The sequence below is a fragment of the Lactobacillus johnsonii ATCC 33200 genome (assembly GCF_000159355.1).
Taxonomy (GTDB): Bacteria; Bacillota; Bacilli; order Lactobacillales; family Lactobacillaceae; genus Lactobacillus; species Lactobacillus johnsonii.
On record NZ_GG670120.1, the window covers coordinates 38,929 to 59,989 of the forward strand.

19 protein-coding genes, 1 tRNA gene and 1 pseudogene are annotated in these 21,061 nt (G+C 34.5%); 17 read left to right on the forward strand and 4 right to left on the reverse strand.

From position 1 onward, the window contains the following. Window positions 1–45 precede the first annotated feature (45 nt). From HMPREF0528_RS00185 to HMPREF0528_RS00265, 17 genes and pseudogenes are all read left to right on the forward strand, one after another. The gene (locus tag HMPREF0528_RS00185) at window positions 46–1,194 is read left to right on the forward strand and encodes a CDP-glycerol--glycerophosphate glycerophosphotransferase (protein ID WP_034524999.1); all 1,149 of its coding nucleotides are present in this window, start codon (window positions 46–48) and stop codon (window positions 1,192–1,194) included. Window positions 1,195–1,205: 11 nt separating this feature from the next. Then, window positions 1,206–2,648 carry an oligosaccharide flippase family protein gene (locus HMPREF0528_RS00190; RefSeq protein WP_034525000.1) on the forward strand — a complete coding sequence of 481 codons (1,443 nt, stop codon included), beginning with the start codon at window positions 1,206–1,208 and terminating at the stop codon, window positions 2,646–2,648. After that, window positions 2,645–3,346: a glycosyltransferase family 32 protein gene (locus tag HMPREF0528_RS00195; RefSeq protein WP_004893467.1), complete on the forward strand. Its 702-nt coding sequence runs from the start codon at window positions 2,645–2,647 to the stop codon at window positions 3,344–3,346. Before HMPREF0528_RS00190 ends, HMPREF0528_RS00195 begins: the two co-directional genes overlap by 4 nt. Next, entirely contained in the window at window positions 3,346–3,804 is a 459-nt protein-coding gene (locus HMPREF0528_RS00200) for a SprT family protein (protein WP_004893469.1), read from the forward strand. The genes HMPREF0528_RS00195 and HMPREF0528_RS00200 overlap by 1 nt, the downstream gene beginning before the upstream one ends. A 57-nt stretch (window positions 3,805–3,861) precedes the next feature. Beyond that, window positions 3,862–3,950: transfer RNA gene (locus HMPREF0528_RS00205), tRNA-Leu, on the forward strand. Window positions 3,951–4,021: 71 nt separating this feature from the next. Then, window positions 4,022–4,639 (forward strand): ECF transporter S component, encoded by a 618-nt coding sequence (locus tag HMPREF0528_RS00210; protein WP_004893471.1) that lies wholly within the window; start codon window positions 4,022–4,024, stop codon window positions 4,637–4,639. A gap of 1 nt (window position 4,640) precedes the next feature. After that, window positions 4,641–5,267: a glycoside hydrolase family 73 protein gene (locus HMPREF0528_RS00215; protein ID WP_004893473.1), complete on the forward strand. Its 627-nt coding sequence runs from the start codon at window positions 4,641–4,643 to the stop codon at window positions 5,265–5,267. Window positions 5,268–5,364: 97 nt separating this feature from the next. Further along, the gene (pcrA, locus tag HMPREF0528_RS00220; RefSeq protein WP_034525002.1) at window positions 5,365–7,611 is read left to right on the forward strand and encodes a DNA helicase PcrA; all 2,247 of its coding nucleotides are present in this window, start codon (window positions 5,365–5,367) and stop codon (window positions 7,609–7,611) included. 38 nt (window positions 7,612–7,649) lie between these two features. Continuing rightward, entirely contained in the window at window positions 7,650–9,656 is a 2,007-nt protein-coding gene (ligA, locus tag HMPREF0528_RS00225; RefSeq protein ID WP_004893477.1) for an NAD-dependent DNA ligase LigA, read from the forward strand. 21 nt (window positions 9,657–9,677) lie between these two features. After that, complete coding sequence (locus HMPREF0528_RS00230; protein ID WP_004893478.1) at window positions 9,678–10,817, forward strand: CamS family sex pheromone protein; 1,140 nt, start codon at window positions 9,678–9,680, stop codon at window positions 10,815–10,817. Between the two features lie 10 nt (window positions 10,818–10,827). Continuing rightward, window positions 10,828–11,130 carry an Asp-tRNA(Asn)/Glu-tRNA(Gln) amidotransferase subunit GatC gene (gene gatC, locus HMPREF0528_RS00235; RefSeq protein ID WP_004897863.1) on the forward strand — a complete coding sequence of 101 codons (303 nt, stop codon included), beginning with the start codon at window positions 10,828–10,830 and terminating at the stop codon, window positions 11,128–11,130. After that, on the forward strand, window positions 11,130–12,569 hold the full coding sequence (gatA, locus tag HMPREF0528_RS00240) for an Asp-tRNA(Asn)/Glu-tRNA(Gln) amidotransferase subunit GatA (protein WP_004893485.1): 1,440 nt from the start codon (window positions 11,130–11,132) through the stop codon (window positions 12,567–12,569). The genes gatC and gatA overlap by 1 nt, the downstream gene beginning before the upstream one ends. 3 nt (window positions 12,570–12,572) lie before the next feature. Then, a complete protein-coding gene (gatB, locus tag HMPREF0528_RS00245; protein WP_004893490.1) occupies window positions 12,573–14,003 on the forward strand; it encodes an Asp-tRNA(Asn)/Glu-tRNA(Gln) amidotransferase subunit GatB in 1,431 nt (476 codons plus the stop codon). A 23-nt stretch (window positions 14,004–14,026) separates the two neighbouring features. Beyond that, complete coding sequence (locus tag HMPREF0528_RS00250; RefSeq protein WP_004893493.1) at window positions 14,027–14,935, forward strand: diacylglycerol kinase; 909 nt, start codon at window positions 14,027–14,029, stop codon at window positions 14,933–14,935. Window positions 14,936–14,986: 51 nt separating this feature from the next. Next, entirely contained in the window at window positions 14,987–15,196 is a 210-nt protein-coding gene (locus HMPREF0528_RS00255) for a hypothetical protein (protein ID WP_004893496.1), read from the forward strand. A gap of 9 nt (window positions 15,197–15,205) precedes the next feature. Next, on the forward strand, window positions 15,206–16,021 hold the full coding sequence (locus HMPREF0528_RS00260) for a Cof-type HAD-IIB family hydrolase (RefSeq protein ID WP_004893498.1): 816 nt from the start codon (window positions 15,206–15,208) through the stop codon (window positions 16,019–16,021). A gap of 193 nt (window positions 16,022–16,214) precedes the next feature. Further along, window positions 16,215–17,066 (forward strand): annotated as a pseudogene (locus HMPREF0528_RS00265) (SP_1767 family glycosyltransferase); the annotation flags it as partial. A gap of 73 nt (window positions 17,067–17,139) precedes the next feature. Here HMPREF0528_RS00265 and HMPREF0528_RS00270 read toward each other — a convergent pair. The 4 genes from HMPREF0528_RS00270 to HMPREF0528_RS00285 all read right to left on the reverse strand — a co-directional run bounded on the left by HMPREF0528_RS00270 (window position 17,140) and on the right by HMPREF0528_RS00285 (window position 21,045). Continuing rightward, window positions 17,140–17,859, reverse strand: coding sequence for a Bax inhibitor-1/YccA family protein (locus tag HMPREF0528_RS00270; protein ID WP_004893502.1), 720 nt, complete (start codon window positions 17,857–17,859; stop codon window positions 17,140–17,142). A gap of 62 nt (window positions 17,860–17,921) precedes the next feature. Continuing rightward, window positions 17,922–18,752: an energy-coupling factor transporter transmembrane component T family protein gene (locus tag HMPREF0528_RS00275; RefSeq protein ID WP_034525004.1), complete on the reverse strand. Its 831-nt coding sequence runs from the start codon at window positions 18,750–18,752 to the stop codon at window positions 17,922–17,924. Between the two features lie 13 nt (window positions 18,753–18,765). Then, window positions 18,766–20,466 (reverse strand): ABC transporter ATP-binding protein, encoded by a 1,701-nt coding sequence (locus HMPREF0528_RS00280; protein WP_004893507.1) that lies wholly within the window; start codon window positions 20,464–20,466, stop codon window positions 18,766–18,768. Window positions 20,467–20,487: 21 nt separating this feature from the next. Further along, a complete protein-coding gene (locus tag HMPREF0528_RS00285; protein ID WP_004893510.1) occupies window positions 20,488–21,045 on the reverse strand; it encodes an ECF-type riboflavin transporter substrate-binding protein in 558 nt (185 codons plus the stop codon). Between the last annotated feature and the right edge of the window lie 16 nt (window positions 21,046–21,061).

The following is a 21,061-nucleotide window of genomic DNA, read 5'->3' on the forward strand; positions in this document are numbered from 1 at the left end:
AAATAAATAATATGCATATATGTGTACGTTACTGGGGAATATCTAATGAAGAGTTTATTTTTTCGCTTATACTTATGGGGGATGAGCTTGTTAGCGAGTCTTCGTCCAATTAAAGAAAAAAATATTGTTGTTCTAAACGGATCGGGTAGATCCGGCTCAAACGGTTATTTATTCTATAAATACATTAAAGCTAATCATCCGGATTATGACGTAACCTTAGTTGAACCGTGGCCATCGTCACATTTGTCTTGGGAAACGTGGAAAAAGATTGGTGCAGCCAAGTATGTGATTACTACGCACCAACCTTTTAAAGCACGCCGTGCACAAATTAATATTCAATTCTGGCACGGTGTTCCGCTAAAGCGGATGGGATTTATGGCACATAATACACGCTATCGTGCTAATAAACGAAATCAAAAGCTTTGGCATAAAAATGCTGATATGGTAACATCAAGCTCAGATTTATACGAAACTTTAATGAGCGCATGTATGGCAATTGAGGGGAAAAAATATCAAAAGCTGGGCTTTCCTCGAATTGATTATATTGATCAACCAGCAATCGCTAAAGAAAAATTATTAGAGGATTTATTTAAAACTAAGGATGAGCAAGCAAAAATCGGAATTTATATGCCAACTTTCCGCTACGAGCTTGAGGATCCAAGTGTTATGGAAATGATAAAACAAGGTAATTTCTTTGCTTTTTTAGGCTTTGACCCTTATGAGTTAAATGATGCCTTAAAGGATAATCACCAATACTTGATTGTGAAACTTCATCCCTATGAAATGCGAATGTTTGATAACTTTAATAGTCAGTGTTCAAATGTTGCTTTTTTAAATAATAATTATCTTTTTGAAAATAACCTTGATTTATATGAATTGCTTGGAGATACTGATTTCTTAATAACTGACTTTTCATCAATTTATTTTGATTACTTGTATTTGGATAAACCAATTATCTTTATTACTAATTATTTAAAGCAATACGAAAAAGTACGCGGTTTATTATTAAGCCCCTACGAAGATGTTACACCGGGCCCCTGTGTTAACTCACAAAAAGAACTTCTGCAAGTTTTGAGACATCCTGATGATAAGCAATACCAAAATCAGCGTTTTTATTGGCGTGAATTAATTGATGAAGTTGAAGATATTGATTCTTGTGAGCCTATCTTTGATTACATGACGAAGAATTTTTAGAGGAAAAAGTAGTGAAGCGAACTTTTCTTAATATTTTATATAATGCGGTCTATCAAATTTTTATAGTTTTAGTACCGCTGATAACCGTTCCATACTTATCACGAGTGTTAGGACCTAAGACTTATGGTATTTATGGCAGTGTAAATAATACTGTGCAATTTCTGATGGTATTTTGTACCTTATCAGTCTCTTATATTGGGATTAGGACAGTATCTCGGACTAGAACATATGGTACCCCTCAAGAATTAACTGAAGCTTTTTGGGGATTGTGGTATTTTCAAGCAATTGCAGGTTTAGTGACTATTTTAATCACTTTATTAATTACGAATATTTTCCATGTTCAATATTGGAACTATTTAATCTTAATGGTTCCATATTTGGTCTCAGCTCAAGTTGATATTTCTTGGTTCTTTCAAGGATTGGCTGATTTTGGTAGAGTTGTATTAAAAAATACGATTGTTAAATTAACCAGTGTAGCTCTGATTTTGCTCTTAATTAAATCACCTGCAGATCTTTGGAAGTACTTCCTGATTATGTCAGTTTCAACCATGCTAGGATCTTTTGTATTTTGGCTTGATATTCATCGTTATGTCGGAAGACCAGTAGGACATTTCTATAAATATAAGACCACCATTATTTCGATTATAACCTTGATGATTCCTCAGATTGCTACACAGATCTATACTTCTCTTGATAAACCAATTTTAGGTTTCTTCAGTACTTCGACCCAAGTAGCTTTTTATGATAATTCACAGCGAATTTCAAATATGGTATTAGGAGTAATTACTAGTATCTCTTTGGTGATTATGCCGAAGATGGCTAGTGAAGAAAAAGAAACCCAAAAGGTAGTTTTAAAGAAGTCTCTTGAAGCAACTACAATGCTTGGAACTTTATTTGCAGTAATTATCATGGCAAATACTAAGCAGTTTGTACCTTTCTTCTTTGGAAAACAGTTTATTCCGATGACACCACTAATGTTCTTCTTTGCACTAACTATTATTATGATTCCGATGGGTGGAGTATTTGCTAATCAATTTGCACTTGCTAATCGAAGAGATAAAGAATATGCGATTCCAGTTGTAATTGGGGCCATAATTGAATTAGTTTTAGCAGCTATACTAGATCGACCATATGGAGCCGGCGGTGCTACAGTAGCAATTTTAATTACAGAATTTGTAGTGTTAATTTTACGGCTTTGGATCGTTAGAGATGACTATAATTTTAAAGATGCCTTCTGTGATGTACCGAAATATTTCTTAATTGGAACAATTACCTTAATTGCTGGCATGTTAATGCCAAATTTAATTACCTCGAGTTTTTTAAATATGGCAGTTAAGTCAATTTTGATTCTAATGATTTATGCAGCAATTATGTTTATGATGAAGTTAGATTTTAATCAAGATATGATTGAATTTGTTACTCGCTTTTCTAGAAAGATTAAAAGACAAAAATGATTCCTAAAAAAATCCATTATATTTGGGTAGGAAATAACCCTAAATCATCTTTAATTGAAGAATGCATTGCCACCTGGAAAAATAAATTGCCAGATTATGAAATTATTGAATGGAATGAAAATAATTTTAACGTACATGAAAATAAGTATATTGAACAAGCCTATGAGGCCAAAAAGTGGGCATTTGTTTCTGACTATATTAGAGCCCGTGTGATTTATGAACAAGGTGGCATTTACTTAGATACAGACGTTAGAGTCCTTAAGAAATTAGATCCACTTTTAAATAATCGTGCATTTATTGGTTTTGAAAACAATGATTACTTGTCAGCAGCTATTTTTGGCGCTGAAATAAATCATCCTTTTATGAAGGATATTCTTAATTATTACAATAATCGAGATTTTACTTTTGATAAGAATGATCAAATGGCAGGTGTGAATAGTATTTCAGTAACTGATATTTTAAAAGAAAATTACGGTCTAAAAATAGGCAATAAGGAACAAATATTAAAAGATGGAGTCCATGTTTATTCGGATGGATTTTTGTGTAATCCAAGTAAGAATTCATATTCCATTCACTTGTTTACTGGAACGTGGATAGATGGAAAGCAGTCTTTGAAGCAAAGAATTGTGACTGATTTAAAGAGAAAGATATCTTCTCCTAAACAAGCTGGAATATATCAAAAATTAATACGAAAATAATGAATCAAGCAGAGTTACAAAAATTAGTAGAAGAAATTTCTTTACAGTATTTTCATGTTCCGTTTAAACATGAAGTTAAAATTAATAATCGAATGACAACGACGGGCGGAAGATACTTTTTAAAGGATCATCATATTGATATTAACGGTCATTTTTTAGAGAAAAAATATCATGCAGATTTAGTTGGAATAATTAAGCATGAGTTAACGCATTATCACTTACATTTAGCGGGTCGCGGTTATCAGCATCGTAATCGTGATTTTAAGAATTTACTTGCTGCTGTTGGAGGCAGTCGTTATACACCTGATATTGGTTTACGACGTCGACAAAATCGAAATTATATTTATGAATGTAAAAATTGTCATTTTCAGTATCCTCGCGTTCGTAAAGTAAATAAAAAAAAATATAAATGTGGCAAATGCGGCGGAAGATTAACATTAATCAGAAAAAATAAATAAAAAATTTGAATTTTCATTTGCTAAAAGAAAAATTATCTGGTATATTATTTAAGTACCGCGGGCGTGGCGGAATGGCAGACGCGCAAGACTAAGGATCTTGTGATCGCTTTTAGATCGTGGAAGTTCGAGTCTTCTCGCCCGCACCACTAAGAAAAGGAAGTCGCAAATGCGGCTTCCTTTTTTGTTAAAGTTATAAATTAATAAAGTAGGAAAGACTATGATTAATAAGAAGACTTTTAGAATTGCCATCAGTGCTATTTTTGTTGCAATTATTTTAGTTCAGACCTTTGTCCCTTATATTGGTTATATCCGTATTTTGCCAGGATTACCCTCTATTACAACTATTCCTTTAACAGTTGCATTGGCCGGATGTTTAATGGGACCAGGTTTTGGAGCATCAATTGGTTTATTTTGGGGCTTATTAAGTATGTTTGTTGCATATACGCAACCAGGTGACATTGTCAGCATGCTTTTATTCCGAAACATTCTTATTGCTTTAGTTCCTCGGACAGCTGCGGGTTTTATCGCAGGAATGATTGGACAAGCGGCAAAGGATGATTCAAAATTTCAAAAGACGGTTGTTTATACAATCACGGGATTATGTACTTCTTTGACTAATACGCTACTTGTGGTTGGTATTACTAGCCTTTGGTACATGAAGGATCCCTCTGTTTTACTTCATTCATTAGGTCAAACTCAAAATTCAGCTCCTTTAATTGCTATTTTAATTAGCGTTTTAGGCATTAATGGTATTGTAGAAGCAATCTTTACTGCTGTTCTTACTCCGGCAATTGCGATGCCTTTGAAGCAAGTGATGAAAAGGAAGATGAGTTAAAATGCCTCGTAGACGCCGTCAAAAAAATATTCAGTATATAATTGCAAGAGCATTTGCGATTTGTTTTACTTTGGTAATAATTTTATCAGGCTTTTTGTACTGGCGTCAGCAAACTGTGAATAATGAACGATTACGTCAGGCACAACTAGAAAAAGAACAGTCTCTTCAAAGTAAAGAAAAGTTTATTAAAGTAGTGGCTCCAATTGCTCAAAGGGCTGCCAAGCCTTATGGTCTCTTTCCAAGCGTTACCATCGCGCAAGCCTGTCTAGAAAGCAATTTTGGTCAGAGTGAGCTTTCTAGAAAATACAATAATTTATTTGGCGTTAAGGGAACGGATCCTAATACAAGTCGCGAGTTAACGACCTCTGAATTTGTTAATGATCATTGGGAAACTGTTACGGGGCGTTTTCGAGTTTACGATACTTATGAAGAATCAATCGAGGCACATACACGTCTATTTGTGAATGGAACTACTTGGAATAGAAACCAATATCAGCATGTTTTAGCTGCCAAAGATTATGCCACTCAAGCACAAGCATTAGAAACAGATGGATATGCGACAGATCCAGGTTATGCAAAAAAATTAATTGATATAATTAAAGAATTCAATTTAACACAATATGATTAAATTAAAAACGATAATAGTTAAGTAAATGCTATTGTCGTTTTTTGTTATAATAGACAAGTCTATTTTAGCGTTTGAGTTAACAGAAAAGGAAGAAGCAATGAGCGAAGAAACAATTCTTGCAGGATTAAATCCTCAGCAGAAAAAAGCTGTGCAGTGTACTGAAGGTCCACTTTTAGTAGTTGCTGGAGCTGGTAGTGGAAAAACATCAGTTTTAACACGTCGAATTGCCTATTTAATTGAAGAAAAGGGCGTTGCGCCATGGAATGTTTTAGCCATTACTTTTACTAATAAGGCTGCAACTGAAATGAAAGAACGTGTCCAAAAGTTATTAGGACCAGCAGCTGACAGTGTTTGGATGTCAACTTTTCATGCTTTATGTGTCCGTATTTTACGTCGTGATGCAGAAAAAATTGGCTACTCCAATAATTTTTCAATTGCTGATTCTGCAGAACAATTGACACTAATTAAACGAATTGAAAAGGATCTTAATATTAATCCTAAAATGTATGATCCAAAAGCAATTTTAGGTGCCATTTCAAATGGAAAAAATGACTTACTTACTCCAAAAGACTTTAAGGATCAAGCAGCTAGTATGTTTGAAAAGGTAACAGCGCAAGTATATAGCGAATATCAGCATCGCTTAAAGCGTGATAAAATTATGGACTTTGATGATTTAATTATGCAAACTCTCGTCTTATTTAAGAAGGACAAAGAAACTTTGCATTATTATCAAAATAAATTCCGCTATATTTTAGTGGATGAGTATCAGGATACAAATGAAGCACAGTATCAACTTTGTGTTGCGTTAGCTGCTCAATATAAAAATATTTGCGTTGTTGGGGATGCAGATCAGTCGATCTATGGTTGGCGCGGAGCTAACATGGAAAATATTCTTAATTTTGAACATGACTATCAGGATGATGAAGTTACTACTATTAAATTAGAGCAAAACTATCGCTCTACTGGCCATATTCTTGATGCAGCTAACTCAGTAATTAAAAATAATCTGAAACGTAAACCTAAGAAACTTTGGACTGATAAAGGTGCTGGTGATAAAATCAATTATTACCGTGCTCAAAGTGGAAATGATGAAGCACTGTTTATCATTTCAAAGATTAAAGAAGAAATAGAAGAACATCAAAGAGACTACAAGGATTTTGCTGTTCTTTATCGGACCAATGCTCAATCACGTAATGTCGAAGAAGCCCTAGTTAAAGCTAATATTCCGTATCGGATTGTTGGAGGACATAAGTTCTACGATCGAAAAGAAATTAAAGATATTTTGGCTTATTTAAAAGTTGTCGCAAATCCTGCGGATTCAATGAGTTTTAATCGAATTATTAATGTACCAAAACGTGGTTTGGGTCCAACTACGATGGCTAAGTTTAACGGTTTTGCTAATGATAATGACTTTACAGTAGAAGAGACTTTTAAGAATTTGAGCTTAGCACCAATTACGGGTCGCCCAGCTAGAACACTAGCTACTTTTGGAACGGCCTTAAAAGATGCAATCGAATATAGTAAGACACACGGTGTAACAGGGTTAACGGAAAAAATATTAGCGGATTTCGGCTATAAAGAAGCTTTAGAAAATGAACACACAATTGAAGCAGATACTAGATTAGAAAACTTAAATGAATTTCTGACTGTTACTAAGCGTTTTGATGATAATTATGAGCCCGAAGATGAAGATTCAACAGCTTTAGGTGATTTTCTTTCAGAAATTTCATTATTAAGTGATCAAGATGATTTAGAAAATCAAGATAACCAAGTTGCATTGATGACTCTTCATGCTGCTAAGGGACTAGAGTTTCCAGTAGTCTTCTTAGTCGGAATGGAAGAAGGACTTTTCCCACTTTCAAGAGCAGCAGAAGATCCAAGTGAGCTTGAAGAAGAACGTCGTCTGGCCTATGTAGGAATTACGCGAGCTGAAAAGAAACTCTACATAACCAATGCTTTTTCTAGAATGATGTATGGCCGTCCGCAACGTAATCAACCATCACGCTTTATTGATGAAATTGAAGATAAAGATTTGGAATTTGTTAATCCAATGCCATCTAATTCTGTCATGTCTGTTCCTTTTGCTGCTAATAAAAAGGAACAAGCAAACTCTCATGTTTACCTTCCAAAGATTAAAATTGAGGAGGCTAAGAAAGCAACTGGTGCAGTTGGAGCTGAGAAAAAGTCCTGGAATGTCGGTGACCAAGTTTCCCATAAGGCATGGGGAAAAGGTGTTGTAGTTAAAGTTAACGGTACTGGCGAAGATATGGAATTAGATATTGCTTTTGCAAGTCAAGGAGTGAAACGCCTTTTAGCTGCCTTTGCACCAATTAAAAAGATATAATGAAATAGAACAGTTTGATTTAGAGAGGGGCTAATATAATGGCAGTTTTAACTCATAGTGAGGCTTCTCAGAAAGTCGATGAATTAAGAAAAAAGCTCGATAAATGGGCAGATGATTATTATGCAAAAGATGCTCCGGTAGTTGAAGATGCAGTATATGATAAGACCTATCAGGAATTAGTAGAATTAGAGCAGAAATTTCCTGACTTAGTAACTGCTGATTCAATTACCCAACGAGTTGGTGGAGAGATTAAAAGCGATCTTTCTAAAGTTGAACATCCCGTTCCGATGCTTTCAATGGGGGATGTTTTCTCAAAAGATGAGCTTAAAGAATTTGATGAAAGAATTACGAAATTAGTTGGTCACCCAGTAGCTTATAATGTGGAATTAAAAATTGATGGATTATCTTTATCCTTAGAATATACTAATGGAAAATTAACACGTGCTTCTACAAGAGGAAATGGCCGTGTTGGTGAAGATGTAACAGCTAATGCCAAATTTATTAAAGATATTCCTCAAACATTACCTGAGCCTTTAACAACTGAGGTTCGTGGTGAATGCTATATGGAGAAAGAAGCATTTGCAACCTTAAATGCAGAACGTGATGAAAAAGGAGAGCAAGTTTTTGCTAATCCTCGAAATGCTGCTGCTGGTTCTTTAAGACAATTAGATGCTCGAATTACTAAAAAAAGAAATTTAAGTACTTTTATTTATACTTGGGTTAATCCACCAAGAAACATTACAAGTCAACATCAAGCGATTGATGAAATGAATCGATTAGGATTTCATACTAATCAGTCTGGACGACGTTTTGAATCAATGGACGAAGTATTTAAGTTTATTGATGAATATACCGCTAAACGTAATGATTTAAGTTATGGAATTGATGGTATTGTTTTAAAAGTTGACGACTTAAGTTTACAAAATGAACTGGGTAATACTGTAAAAGTACCTCGCTGGGAAATTGCCTATAAGTTTCCACCAGAAGAGCAAGAGACTGTAGTTAGAAATATTGAATGGACAGTTGGCCGAACTGGAGTAGTAACACCTACTGCAGTAATGGATCCAGTTAAACTTGCTGGAACTATTGTTTCTCGTGCGTCTTTACATAATCCGGACTACCTAAGAGAAAAGGGCGTAAGAATTGGCGATACAGTTAAATTGCATAAAGCTGGAGATATTATTCCAGAAATTTCTAGTGTTGTTTTAAGCAAAAGACCTAAAGATAGTAAGCCATATGAGATTCCAAATGTTTGTCCTTCATGTGGAGAAACTTTGGTTCACTTGCAAGATGAAGTAGCACTTCGTTGTATTAATCCGATGTGTCCAGCTCAAATTGAAGAAGGAATTATTCATTTTGCTTCACGTGGAGCGATGAATATTATGGGACTTGGTCCTAGAATTGTTAAACAGTTAATTGATAAGGGATTTATTAATGATGTAGCTGATTTATATCATTTAACTCCGGACCAACTAGGACAGCTCGATCACTTTAAGGAAAAATCAATTACTAATTTATTATCTTCTATTGAAAATAGTAAGCAAAACTCTGCTGAATTATTACTGTACGGCTTAGGAATTGATCATGTTGGTGCTAAGGCAGCTAGATTAATTTTGGAAAAATATAAAAATTTGGAAAAGGTTAGTCAATTAACAGTGCCAGAATTAACAAGTATCGATACAATAGGAGAGACGATTGCGGAGTCATTAACAGCATATTTTAATCAACCAAGCGCACAGAAACTACTACAAGAATTGCGTGACAGTGGATTAAATATGGAATATTTAGGAACAGTTGAAGAAGAAGCACCAGATAATTTCTTTAAGGAAAAGACAGTAGTTCTAACTGGAAAATTATCTGCCTTTACTCGAAGTGAATTTACTAAGAAGCTTCAGGATCTTGGTGCAAAAGTCACTGGGTCAGTTTCTAAGAAGACAGATTATTTGATCTACGGAGCAGATGCGGGCTCTAAAAAAGATAAGGCTGAAAAACTTCAAGTTCCAATGTTAACTGAACAGGAAGCAATTGCAAAAATTGAAAAATAAAGAATAAGAAGGAAAAATAAATTGAAAAGATTTTTGCAAATAGCACTACTACTAGCAACTGGGTTAAGTTTAAGTGCATGTGGCAATTTAAAAAATTCTGATCTTGCCAATAACCCTACTACTTCTACAACAAAGAAAAAAAGTTATCAAACTACTAGTACCAGTAAAAATGGGTATAATGTTCTTTTAAAAGATGGAGAGTATGTAACTAGTCCAATTGAAGGAACAACTGAAAATACTAGTGATAATAATGTAGATAGTCGTGCTTTAGAATCTGGGTTAATTGATTTATCTCACAATACTTTTTCAAGTAGTAAGTATGTTTTTCAAGAAGGACAAAAAATTTCTGTTGCTGATGCTACTGATTGGCTAGGAAGAAAGTCTAAAAGTAATCCAGAAGGTCTAAATGCGGAAAAAAGTAATAAAAAGAATTCGTATAATCCTATTATTTTAGATCAAATTTTAGAACAAGATTTTTTGACTAAATCTAATTCTAGTTACAAAATGGATGGTATGAGTGTTGGGCTAGCTCTTAACTCGGTTGATTACTACCAAAAAGTTAAAGATGGTCCCCAATATCATAAAGATATTTCTCGTGCAGAACAGGAGACTTTTGGTAAAGAAGCAGCTAATAAGTTGGTTTCGTATTTACGTAAAAAGAAGGGATTAAAAGATATCCCAATTTTGGTTGGACTTTTTAGTAAAACTAGTAAAGATTCTCTTGTAGGTGGAAATTACTTTGCATATGGAATTGCTAATGCAAATAGTAGTAAAATAAATGATTGGAAAACAGTCAATAATCGTAGTCAAGTGCTACCGACTGTTGGAAGTGAAAAAGCAATCAATTCTACTGATGCAGCTTCATTTAGTGATTTTAAAGCAGCTATTCAAGGTTACTTCCCTAATATTAGTGGGGTAATAGCGACTGTTCATTATCAAAATAAAACTTTGACACAAATGAACATTACTGTAACTACCCAATTCTTTGGTTATGCGCAGATTGAGAGTTTTTCAAGACTTGTATTGTCAGCTGCTAAGAAGTACTTACCTAAGGATGCACCAATAGAAATTAAGATTAATTCTGTTAATGATACGCAGGCATTAATCGCTAAGAATTCCGCAGACGATAGTTATTATGTCCACGTCTTTGGCGGTGAATAGGAGGCAAACGGTGAAAATTACAAAAGATGAAATCAATCACGTTGCAGCACTATCTCGACTTGAGTTTGGTGAAGACGAAATTGATAAGTTTACTGAACAAATGGGTGACATTATCAATATGGCACATCAATTAGCCGAAGTTGATACTGAAGGAGTTCCTGAAACTGTTCAAGTTGTTGATCGAGAGACTGACTTTAGAGAAGACAAGCCTGAACATTGGGAAAGTCGCGCAGAATTAATGAAGAATGTTCCTGAAAAAGCTGATGGCTTCATTAAGGTGCCAGTAATTATTGATAAGGATGATAATGAATAATGAATTACTTAAATGAAAACATTGACTCATTAAATAAAAAATTACAAGATGGCGAAATAACAGCTGAAGACCTAGCTAAGGAAACAGTTAAAAACATTAAAGAAACAGACAAAAAGATTAATGCCTGGATTACTGTTGATGAAGAAGCAAAGCCAGCAGAAAATTTAGATTTTAATAAAAATAAATTAGCTGGTATTCCTATTGCTATCAAGGATAATATCATTACTAATGGTATGAAGACTACAGCAGCTAGCCACATTCTTTACAACTACATGCCCGTTTACGATGCTACTGTAATTAGCAAATTAAAGAAGGCTCAAGCAACTTTTGTTGGTAAGACTAACATGGATGAATTTGCAATGGGTTCATCCACTGAACATTCTTACTATGGTGAAACACATAACCCATGGAACTTAGATAAAGTTCCTGGTGGTTCATCCGGTGGTTCTGCAGCTGCAGTTGCGAGTGGTGAAGTTGTTGCAGCTCTTGGATCAGATACTGGTGGTTCTATTCGTCAACCAGCTGCCTTCAATGGTATTTTTGGTATTAAACCAACCTACGGTAGAGTATCACGTTGGGGACTTATTGCTTTTGGTTCTTCATTGGATCAAATTGGTGTAATGAGTAAGCGTGTTAAGGATTCAGCTGAAGTATTAAATGTAATTGCTGGTCCTGATGAACATGATGCAACTGTTTCTGAACAAGAAGTACCTGATTACACTAGCTTCTTAGGCCAAGATGTTAAAGGCTTACGTGTGGCTGTTCCTAAGGAATATATGGATGCTGTTGACGGTGAAATGCGCGAAGTTATCCAAAAACAAATCGATGTTTTGAAAGATGCCGGTGCAATTATTAACGAAGTTTCATTGCCACATACTAAGTATGTTGTTCCTACTTACTACATTGTTGCTTCTAGTGAAGCTTCTTCAAACCTTCAAAGATATGATGGTATCCGCTATGGCTACCGTGCAAAGGACACTAAGAACTTATTAGATGTTTATGTAAAATCAAGAAGTGAAGGCTTTGGTGACGAGGTTAAGCGTCGTATTATGCTTGGTTCTTTTGCTTTATCAGCTGGTGCATATGATGAATTCTTTAAGAAGGCTGCACAAGTTAGAACATTAATTTGCCGCGACTTTGAAAAGATTTTTGAAGAAAATGATGTTATTGTTGGACCAACTACTACTGAGCCAGCATTTGGTATTGGTGAAGAAATTTCTGATCCAATTAAGATGTACAATAACGATATTTTAACTATTTCAGCTAACTTAGCTGGTATTCCAGCAGGTAGTGTACCTGCTGGTTTAGTTGATGGTATGCCTGCTGGTCTTCAAATTATGGCTAAGCGTTTTGATGAAGGAAATGTATTTAAGGTTGCTGATTTCATTGAACGTAATAATAAATTCTACGAAAAAACACCTACAGGAATGGAGGATTAATTAATGAATTTTAAATCGACTATTGGTCTGGAAGTCCACTTCGAATTAAAAACAAAGAGTAAGATTTTTTCTCCATCACCAGTTAGTTATGGTGCTGAAGCAAACACTGAAACTAATGTTATCGACTGGGCTATGCCTGGTGTCTTACCTCGTTTAAACAAGGACGTTTACCGTCTTGGTATTATGGTTGCTTTAGCAACTCATTCACATGTTTTACCAGTAACTCACTTTGACCGTAAGAACTATTTCTACCCAGATAATCCTAAAGCTTATCAGATTACTCAATTTTTCCAACCACTTGCTCGTGATGGTTATATCGAAATTGAAGTTCGTGGTAAGAAGAAACGCATTGGTATTCATGAAATGCACATTGAAGAAGATGCTGGTAAGAATACACACGGTGCTAACGGTTATTCATACGTTGACTTAAACCGTCAGGGAGTTCCACTTCTTGAAGTTGTTTCTGAACCTGATATGGAAGATCCAGAAGAAGCTTATGCATATTTGACTAAATTACGTCAAATTGTTCAATTCACTGGTGCTTCTGATGTTAAGATGGAAGAAGGTTCAATGCGTGTTGATACCAACATTTCTATTCGTCCTGCAGGTCAAGAAAAGCTTGGTACCAAGGTTGAAATGAAGAACTTGAACTCATTTGACCACGTACGTCGTTCTCTTGCTTATGAAGAAAAACGTCAACAACAAGTATTACTTTCTGGTGGTAGAGTTCAACTTTCTACTCGTCGTTTTGATGAAGCTACTGGTAAGACTGTCCTAGAACGTGTTAAGGAAGGTGACGCAGACTATCGTTACTTCCCAGAACCAGATATTGCTCCTTACCATATTAAGCAAAGCTGGATTGACGAAATTGAAGAAAGTTTACCTGAATCACCATTTGAACGTCGTAAGCGCTACGTTGAAGAATATGGTATTAAGGAATACGACGCAGACGTTATTTTACAAACTAAGGAATCAAGTGATTTCTACGACGCTGCAGTTGCTGCTGGCGCAGATCCAACCTTAGCTGCTAACTGGTTAAACACTCAAGTTAATGGTTACTTGAATGAAAACCAAGTTGGCATTGCAGATATTAAGTTGACTCCAGAACACTTAGCCGAAATGATCAAGATGATCAAAGATGGTACTATTTCATCTAAGATTGCAAAGAAAGTATTTAAGGAATCTATTGAAAATGGTACTGATCCTAAGAAATACGTTGAAGATAAGGGTATGGTTCAATTATCTGACGTTTCTGTTCTTGGACCAATGGTTACTAAAGTTGTTGATGATAACCCACAATCTGTTGAAGACTTTAAGAATGGTAAAGATCGTGCAATTGGATTCTTAGTTGGTCAAATCATGAAACAAACTCGTGGTAAAGCTAACCCTAAAGTTGTTAACCAATTGCTCAACAAGGAACTTCAAAGTCGTTAATCATTTTAGGGAGGCGAGAGGCGATGACGAAAAAAGCAAGATTGATTTATAATCCTGTCTCAGGTCACGAGCAAATGCTTCAAAATGTAGCAGACATTTTAAATGTATTAGAACAGGCTGGTTTTGAAGCCAGTGCTTTTAGAACTACGCCAGACCCTTTGTCTGCTCAAAATGAGGCAAAAAGATGTGCCTTAGCAGGTTTTGATTTACTAGTTGGTGCTGGTGGAGACGGTACTATTAACGAAGTAGTTAATGGAGTAGCTCCATTAGAAAAAAGACCAAAACTCGCTGTTATTCCGGCAGGAACTACCAATGATTTTGCTCGCGCATTAAAGATTCCCAGAGATGATTTAGTTGAGGCAGCTAAAGTAATTCTGAGAGGTAAAACACAAAAGATGGATATTGGGCGTGCGGGTAAGCAATACTTTATGAACATTGCTGCTAGCGGTTCATTAACTGAGCTCACTTATGGTGTGCCATCAGAAGTAAAGTCCGTCCTTGGTTATAGTGCATATTTACTTAAGGGTGCAGAAATGCTACCAAAAATCAGCAGCAATAAGATGCGTTTAACCTATGATGAAGGAGTCTATGAGGGAGACTTATCAATGTTTCTTTTAGGGATGACCAATTCAATTGGAGGTTTTGAACGTATCATGCCAGATGCTCAATTATCCGATGGACTATTTCAGTTAATTGTAGTTAAAACTGCAAATCCAGTAGATGTTTTACGTTTAATGGCCATGGCTTTGAATGGAAATCATGTTAATGATCCACAGATTATCTATACTAAGACTAAAAATTTAAAGGTAGAATTATTAGGTGATAGTAAAGATAAGGATCCTATTCCTGTGAATTTAGATGGTGAGATTGGTGGTCATTTACCAATTGATTTTGAAAATCTAAAACAGCATATTGAATTTTATGTTGGTTAATATAAAATAGAGACTAATAATTTATTAGTCTCTATTTTTGTTGGAGAAGAAATGAAAAAATTCATTCATAATTTAAGTACAGATGTTAATGGAATTGCTGAATGGGCAATTATTTTTTACACTGTTTTTCCCTTAGTGGGCTTTATTGCGAGCCTTGTATATTTAATAAAAAAAGAAAAAATTAAAGCTAATGCAGTGTTCTTTTATGCACTAATGGGATTATTAATAAATGTAATTTTCTATATGATTTTTGGAAGATAGGGGTAATTTATGGCAGTAAAACTAATTGCGGTAGATTTAGATGGAACTTTATTAACTAGTGGAAATACAATTTCACCTGAAACTCTGAGAACTTTACAGGTAGCACATGGGATGGGAATTAAGGTAGTTCTTGCTTCTGGCCGTCCTCTCTCTGGAGTGATGCCTTTTGAAACTCAATTAGGGCTTGAAGGACCAGAAGAATATGCAGTTGTCTTTAACGGCGCAGTTGTACAAGACTTGTCTGGGAAAGTTCTGATGAGTCAAGAGATGAACTATCGCGATTTTGAAGTAATGCTTCGCTTGCAGAGACTTGCTCACGTAAACTTACACTTTGAAACGACTGAACGTTTTTGGACTTTAGATCGTGATCTTTCGGTACAAATGCAAATTAATGCTGCTTTAACTGATAATGAAATTAGAGTTCGTGAACGTAAAGAAATTCCAAAAGATTTTACTTTTAACAAGGTAGGATTTACTTGTGCAAAAGATAGTGATCAAATTGAAAAACTATGGAATTCTATTCCGTACTGGGCCTTTGAATCATATGATATAGTTCGTAGTTTAGATAACTGTATTGAGCTAAATAGAATTGGTGCTTCAAAAGGAAATGCTTTAATGGATTTGGCGCAACGTTTAAAGATTAGCCCCGAAGATGTCATGGTCTTTGGCGATCAAGGTAATGATGTTTCTATGTTTGAAAATCCAAGCTTTAAGAAAATTGCTATGGGAAATGCAATTGAAGATATCAAAGAAAAGGCTGATTTTGTAACCGATGATAATAATCATAATGGGATTGCCAAAGCCCTTAAAAAGTTTGTGATTTAATCAATTAAGGTTATTTTATAAAAATTAATAATTAAAATACACGATTCTATAAGAGGAGAATTTTATAGAATCGGGTATTTTTTGTACTTTAATACTAGGATTTTAGGTAACTTTATTGTGATTTATTTTATATAATACTCATTATTTTTGACTACAGACTTAAGCCGATAAATAACTGCTTTATCTGATCTTAGAAGCGATTAAAAAGACAGTAAAAATTAATGGTCCAAAATATAATATTAGAGTAAAAGATATGGATGAATCGTTAGACTTGATTTTGCAAGACAATAAATCTGTGATTCGCTTTGGAGATGGTGAATTTGATTTAATTAGAGGAGCCTCAATTCCTTATCAAACCTATGATTCAGAACTTGCCAATAGACTAAAAGATATTATTTTGCGGGGCCAATTTAATAATACCTTGGTTTGTTTACCGGATGTATTTACCAAACCGGAGCGTTATCAAGATTTTACTCAATCATTCTACGAAACATCTTTCTTTCCAAATAATGAAAGTTTCTTAAAAGAAATTGGACAAACTGGTAATTGGTATGGTTCAACTTTTATTTCAAGACCATATATTGATATAGTTGATAAAAGTAAAAGTGCTGCATACTTTGATAAATTGAAACAACTTTGGAGTGGTCGTGATCTCATAATCGTAGAGGGAGCACTGACGCGTTCAGGAGTAGGAAATGATTTATTTACTAATACTAAATCAATTAAAAGAATTATTGCTCCATCAAAGAATGCATACCAAAAAATTGATCAAATAGAACAAATGATTCGAAAAAATGCAGAAGATAGATTAGTTCTATTAATGCTTGGACCAATAGCTAAGGTAATCGTGGATGATCTCCAAGATTTAGATAATCAATTGATCGATTTAGGGCATATTGACTCAGAATATGAATGGTTCAAGATAGGAGCTACTTATAAAGTTAAGCTTAAAAATAAGCATACAGCAGAATTCAATTTTGATGAAAATATTGAAGCAGTTCATGATCAAACTTATGAGAATGAAATTATTGGCAAAATTGAGTAATAAATAATGCAAACCAAAAAGCTACTAAATCAAGGTTTTAACACCAAGATTTAGTAGCTTTTTATGTAGAATATTAATTTCTATCGCTATCGCTAAATCCAAAGATTTGTAAGAATTGTAAGAATAAGTTAACGAAATCTAAGTAAAGTGCCAAAGCACCGGCAACTGCTAAGCCGTCAACAGAAACTTGGCCACTGTAGTTTTCATAGATTTGCTTCATTCTTTGTGCATCCCAAGCAGTTAAAATAGTAAAGATAATAACTGCAATAAATGAGAAAATGTAAGAAACCATTGGATTTCTTAAGAACATGTTGATTAGCATTGCAACAATTAATCCAATTAAAGCTGCAGAAGCATATGATCCCAAATTATTTAAGTTCTTTTTAGTCGTGGTACCAATTACAGCCATTGTAATGAATACAGTAGAAGAAGCTACGAATGCAGAAGCAATGCTGCGGCCAGTATAAGCACCAGCAATTAATGAAAATTCAACTCCATAAACAATTGCCATGATCATTAGCATTACAAAACTAGCTACTGGATTTCTCGTTGCTCTAAAACTAATTCCAAAAGTTAAAGCAAGTGGAACTAGCAATAAAATCCAAGTCATTGCTGGATTGCTAGCAAAAAAGGTCATAACTTGTGTTCTAAAGACAGTCATTGTTAAGTAAGCACTTAAGGCAGATACTAAAACAGCAATTGTCATCATGCCGTACATTCTGCTTAAGAATCTATTTAAACCAGTTACATCGACAATTGTACGACGTTCTGGTTCTTGTGAAAAGTTATTCATAAAGCTCTCCCTCTTTCCTTTTATTAGTATATTTTAACTTATCTTGGCAGTAAAAGAAACTTTTATACAAAAGGATTATAGAAACGTCCTGAATTGACTTTAAAGAGTAAAATTACAACTAGTACAAGAATAAAAGCCAAAGTAGTAACTAGATAATCAGCTAAGTTGAAATTTTCTGCAACATACCAAGTACGTTTCTTTTTAGAACCAAAGCGTCTAAGTTGCATTGCGGTACTAATTGTATCAATACGATCAAGACTTGAAAAAATAAGTGGAGTAACAATATTTAAAATTCCATGAATTCTTTTTCCAAGAGAAGCTTTTTTAGAAAGTTCATTTCCTCTTGCTTGTTGAGCTGCAGAAATTGACCAGTAACTTTCCTGAATATTAGGTATATAGCGTAGCGCTAGAGAAACAGCATAGGCAACTTTATAACTGACCCCAATTTTATTTAGACTAGCTGCAAATTGACTAGGGTTAGTAGTTAATAAAAAGAGTAGAACCAAGGGGATAGAACAGATATACTTCAAAATTACGTTAAATAAATAAAATAGTTCCTGTGCAGTTAAAGTGAAGTATCCTGCATTGATTAGAACCGTTTTTGAATGGTAGAGTATCTCACCATAAGTTGGCTGAAAAATAAAAACAGCGATGATATTAATAATGGCAAAAACAATAATGAATTTAACAATAAAAGAAACTTGCTTCCACTTAATACCAGCAACTTTTAACAAAATTAAGGATAGGATACAGATAGCAATCAAGAAGCGAGTATCATAGGTAACCATACAAGCAATGGATACCAGGATTAAAAAGATCATTTTTGTAGTAGCATTGAGAGCATGAATAAAACTATTACCTGGCTGGTAGCCCAAAATTTTACTATCATTCATAATCTTCATCCTTTCAGTTTTGTTGTTCAAAATTAATATAAGCCTGCACAAATTTATTTGGATCAGGTAAGTTATAATGTTTTGCCAGGTCGTAAAGACTAGTGCGCTTTAATGAGGCTTCTTTAATTAAAGCTTGATTGGTTAATAATTCAATTGGGGTAGTATCTGCAATTAATTTTCCCTTAGCAAATGCTAGAGATCGACTAGTGTACTCAAGCATCAAGTGCATATCATGCGTGATAATAATGATTGTTTTTCCAATAGTATTTAGGTGCTTTAAAAAGCTCATAATTTCCGTATATGTCTTCCAGTCTTGACCAGCAGTTGGCTCATCTAAAATAATAATCTCTGGTTCTAAGACCAAAATCGCAGCAATTGTGACACGCTTTTTCTGTCCAAAACTTAATGCAGAAATTGGCCAATGTCTAAAGGGATACAGTCCACAAATTTTCAACGTTTGGTCAACTTTTTGCTTAATTGTTTCTTCATCGACATTGCGTAAACGTAAGCCTAGAGCAATTTCATCAAAGATCATTTTTTGAGAAATCATTTGGTTAGGATCTTGCATTACATAGCCAATTTTTTCGGCTCTCTCTTTAATTGATAAGTCACTTAAATTCTGGTCCTTAAGAGTGATTTTTCCTTCGTTAGAAATAAAACCACAAATAGTTCGGCAAAGGGTAGTTTTACCTGCACCATTTTGTCCAACTATTGAAATAAAGTCGCCCTGATTAATAGTAGTAGAAACATCTTTTAAGGGATAGGGCTGATTCTTGCTGTATTGATAACCAACGTGATCTAATTTTAATAATGGTAAATTATCTGCTTCTTTTTTGGTGATTTTAGCTTGTTTAGTCCAAGCTGCTAATTTATCGCTGATTTTTTCAGAAACAGGGAGAGTTGATATTTGGTCTACTTCTTTGATAGAACTTAGATTTACATCAGCGGCTGTAAGAGCCTTTAGGTATAGGGGCTCTCTAACGCCAATTTTTTCTAAGGTATGAGAATGTAGCAGCTGATTAGTAGGCTGGTCGGCAACAATCGTACCTTCATTTACTAAAATAATTCTGTCAATTGGTTGACTGAGGACTTCTTCTACGCGATGTTCAATAATTATAACTGTCGCATTAAGTTCCTTTTGAATTTTATCGATAATTGCCATCGTTTTAAGCCCAGAAGCGGGATCTAGATTAGCAAGTGGCTCATCGAATAATAAAATAGGTGACTCGTCAACTAAAACTCCAGCTAAGGCAACAATTTGCTTTTGGCCTCCAGAAAGACTTTGTGGAGATTGAGTAAGTAATTCTTTGATTTTTAATTCATCAGCCCACTGGTTTACAGTTTGGTGCATTTTATCTTTAGGTTGACAGTCATTTTCTAAAGCAAAAGCGATATCTTCACCAACCGTTAAGCCGATGAATTGGCTATCAGCATCTTGTAAGATAGTTGAAGTAGTGAATGAAAAATCAAAAAGACTTGTGCTAGTAATATCTTTTCCATTCACTAAACATTTTCCTTTAACTTCACCTTGATAGATATTTGGAATAAGACCATTAAGGCAGCGACCAATTGTGGATTTGCCGCTGCCTGAAGGTCCAGCCAAAAGAATTTTTTCTCCTTTATTAATCTTCAAATTAATATTTTTAAGAGTAGGTTCTGCTTGGCTATTATATTTAAATGAAAAATCTTTAAATTCAATAATAGGTTCTGTCATTAATTGAGTAACCTTTCATAATTAATCTCTACGTAAACTACCTTTTTTAACTTTAGTCGCTGCATAAGCTTTAAGCAAGATAGTTCCTAAAATAAGAATAGAGATTGAGTTAGTGATGGTTGCAGTTGCTCCTTGCAAGAAAACTTTGTTTTGAGGTTCACTGTAAATCAAAATATCTCCAACTGGAGCGATGATTAACCAAGAAACAACATTAGCAATAATTTGGACAATATTAAAACCAATCATTTGTTTAGTAGTAAAAACACCATTTTCTAAGTCAAGACGCATACCATAGAGTCCGATAATTAAACCTAGAACAGCAGTTGCAAGGACCCAGCTCCACCAAGTTTGTCCATACATTAAGAAATCACTTAGGGCATGACCAATGAATCCCACGGAAAAACCAACAACTGGTCCATAAATGGTTGCAAGTAATGCTAAAAATGGATACACAATTTCAATGTTAGTGTTTGGAATACCAGTTGGAATTGATGTGAAACGAGCTAAAATAACATAAATGGCAGCCCCAATACCAATTGCAACAACACTTTTTACTGATAAGCCTTTTTGATTATTCATAATTTTCCCCCGTAAA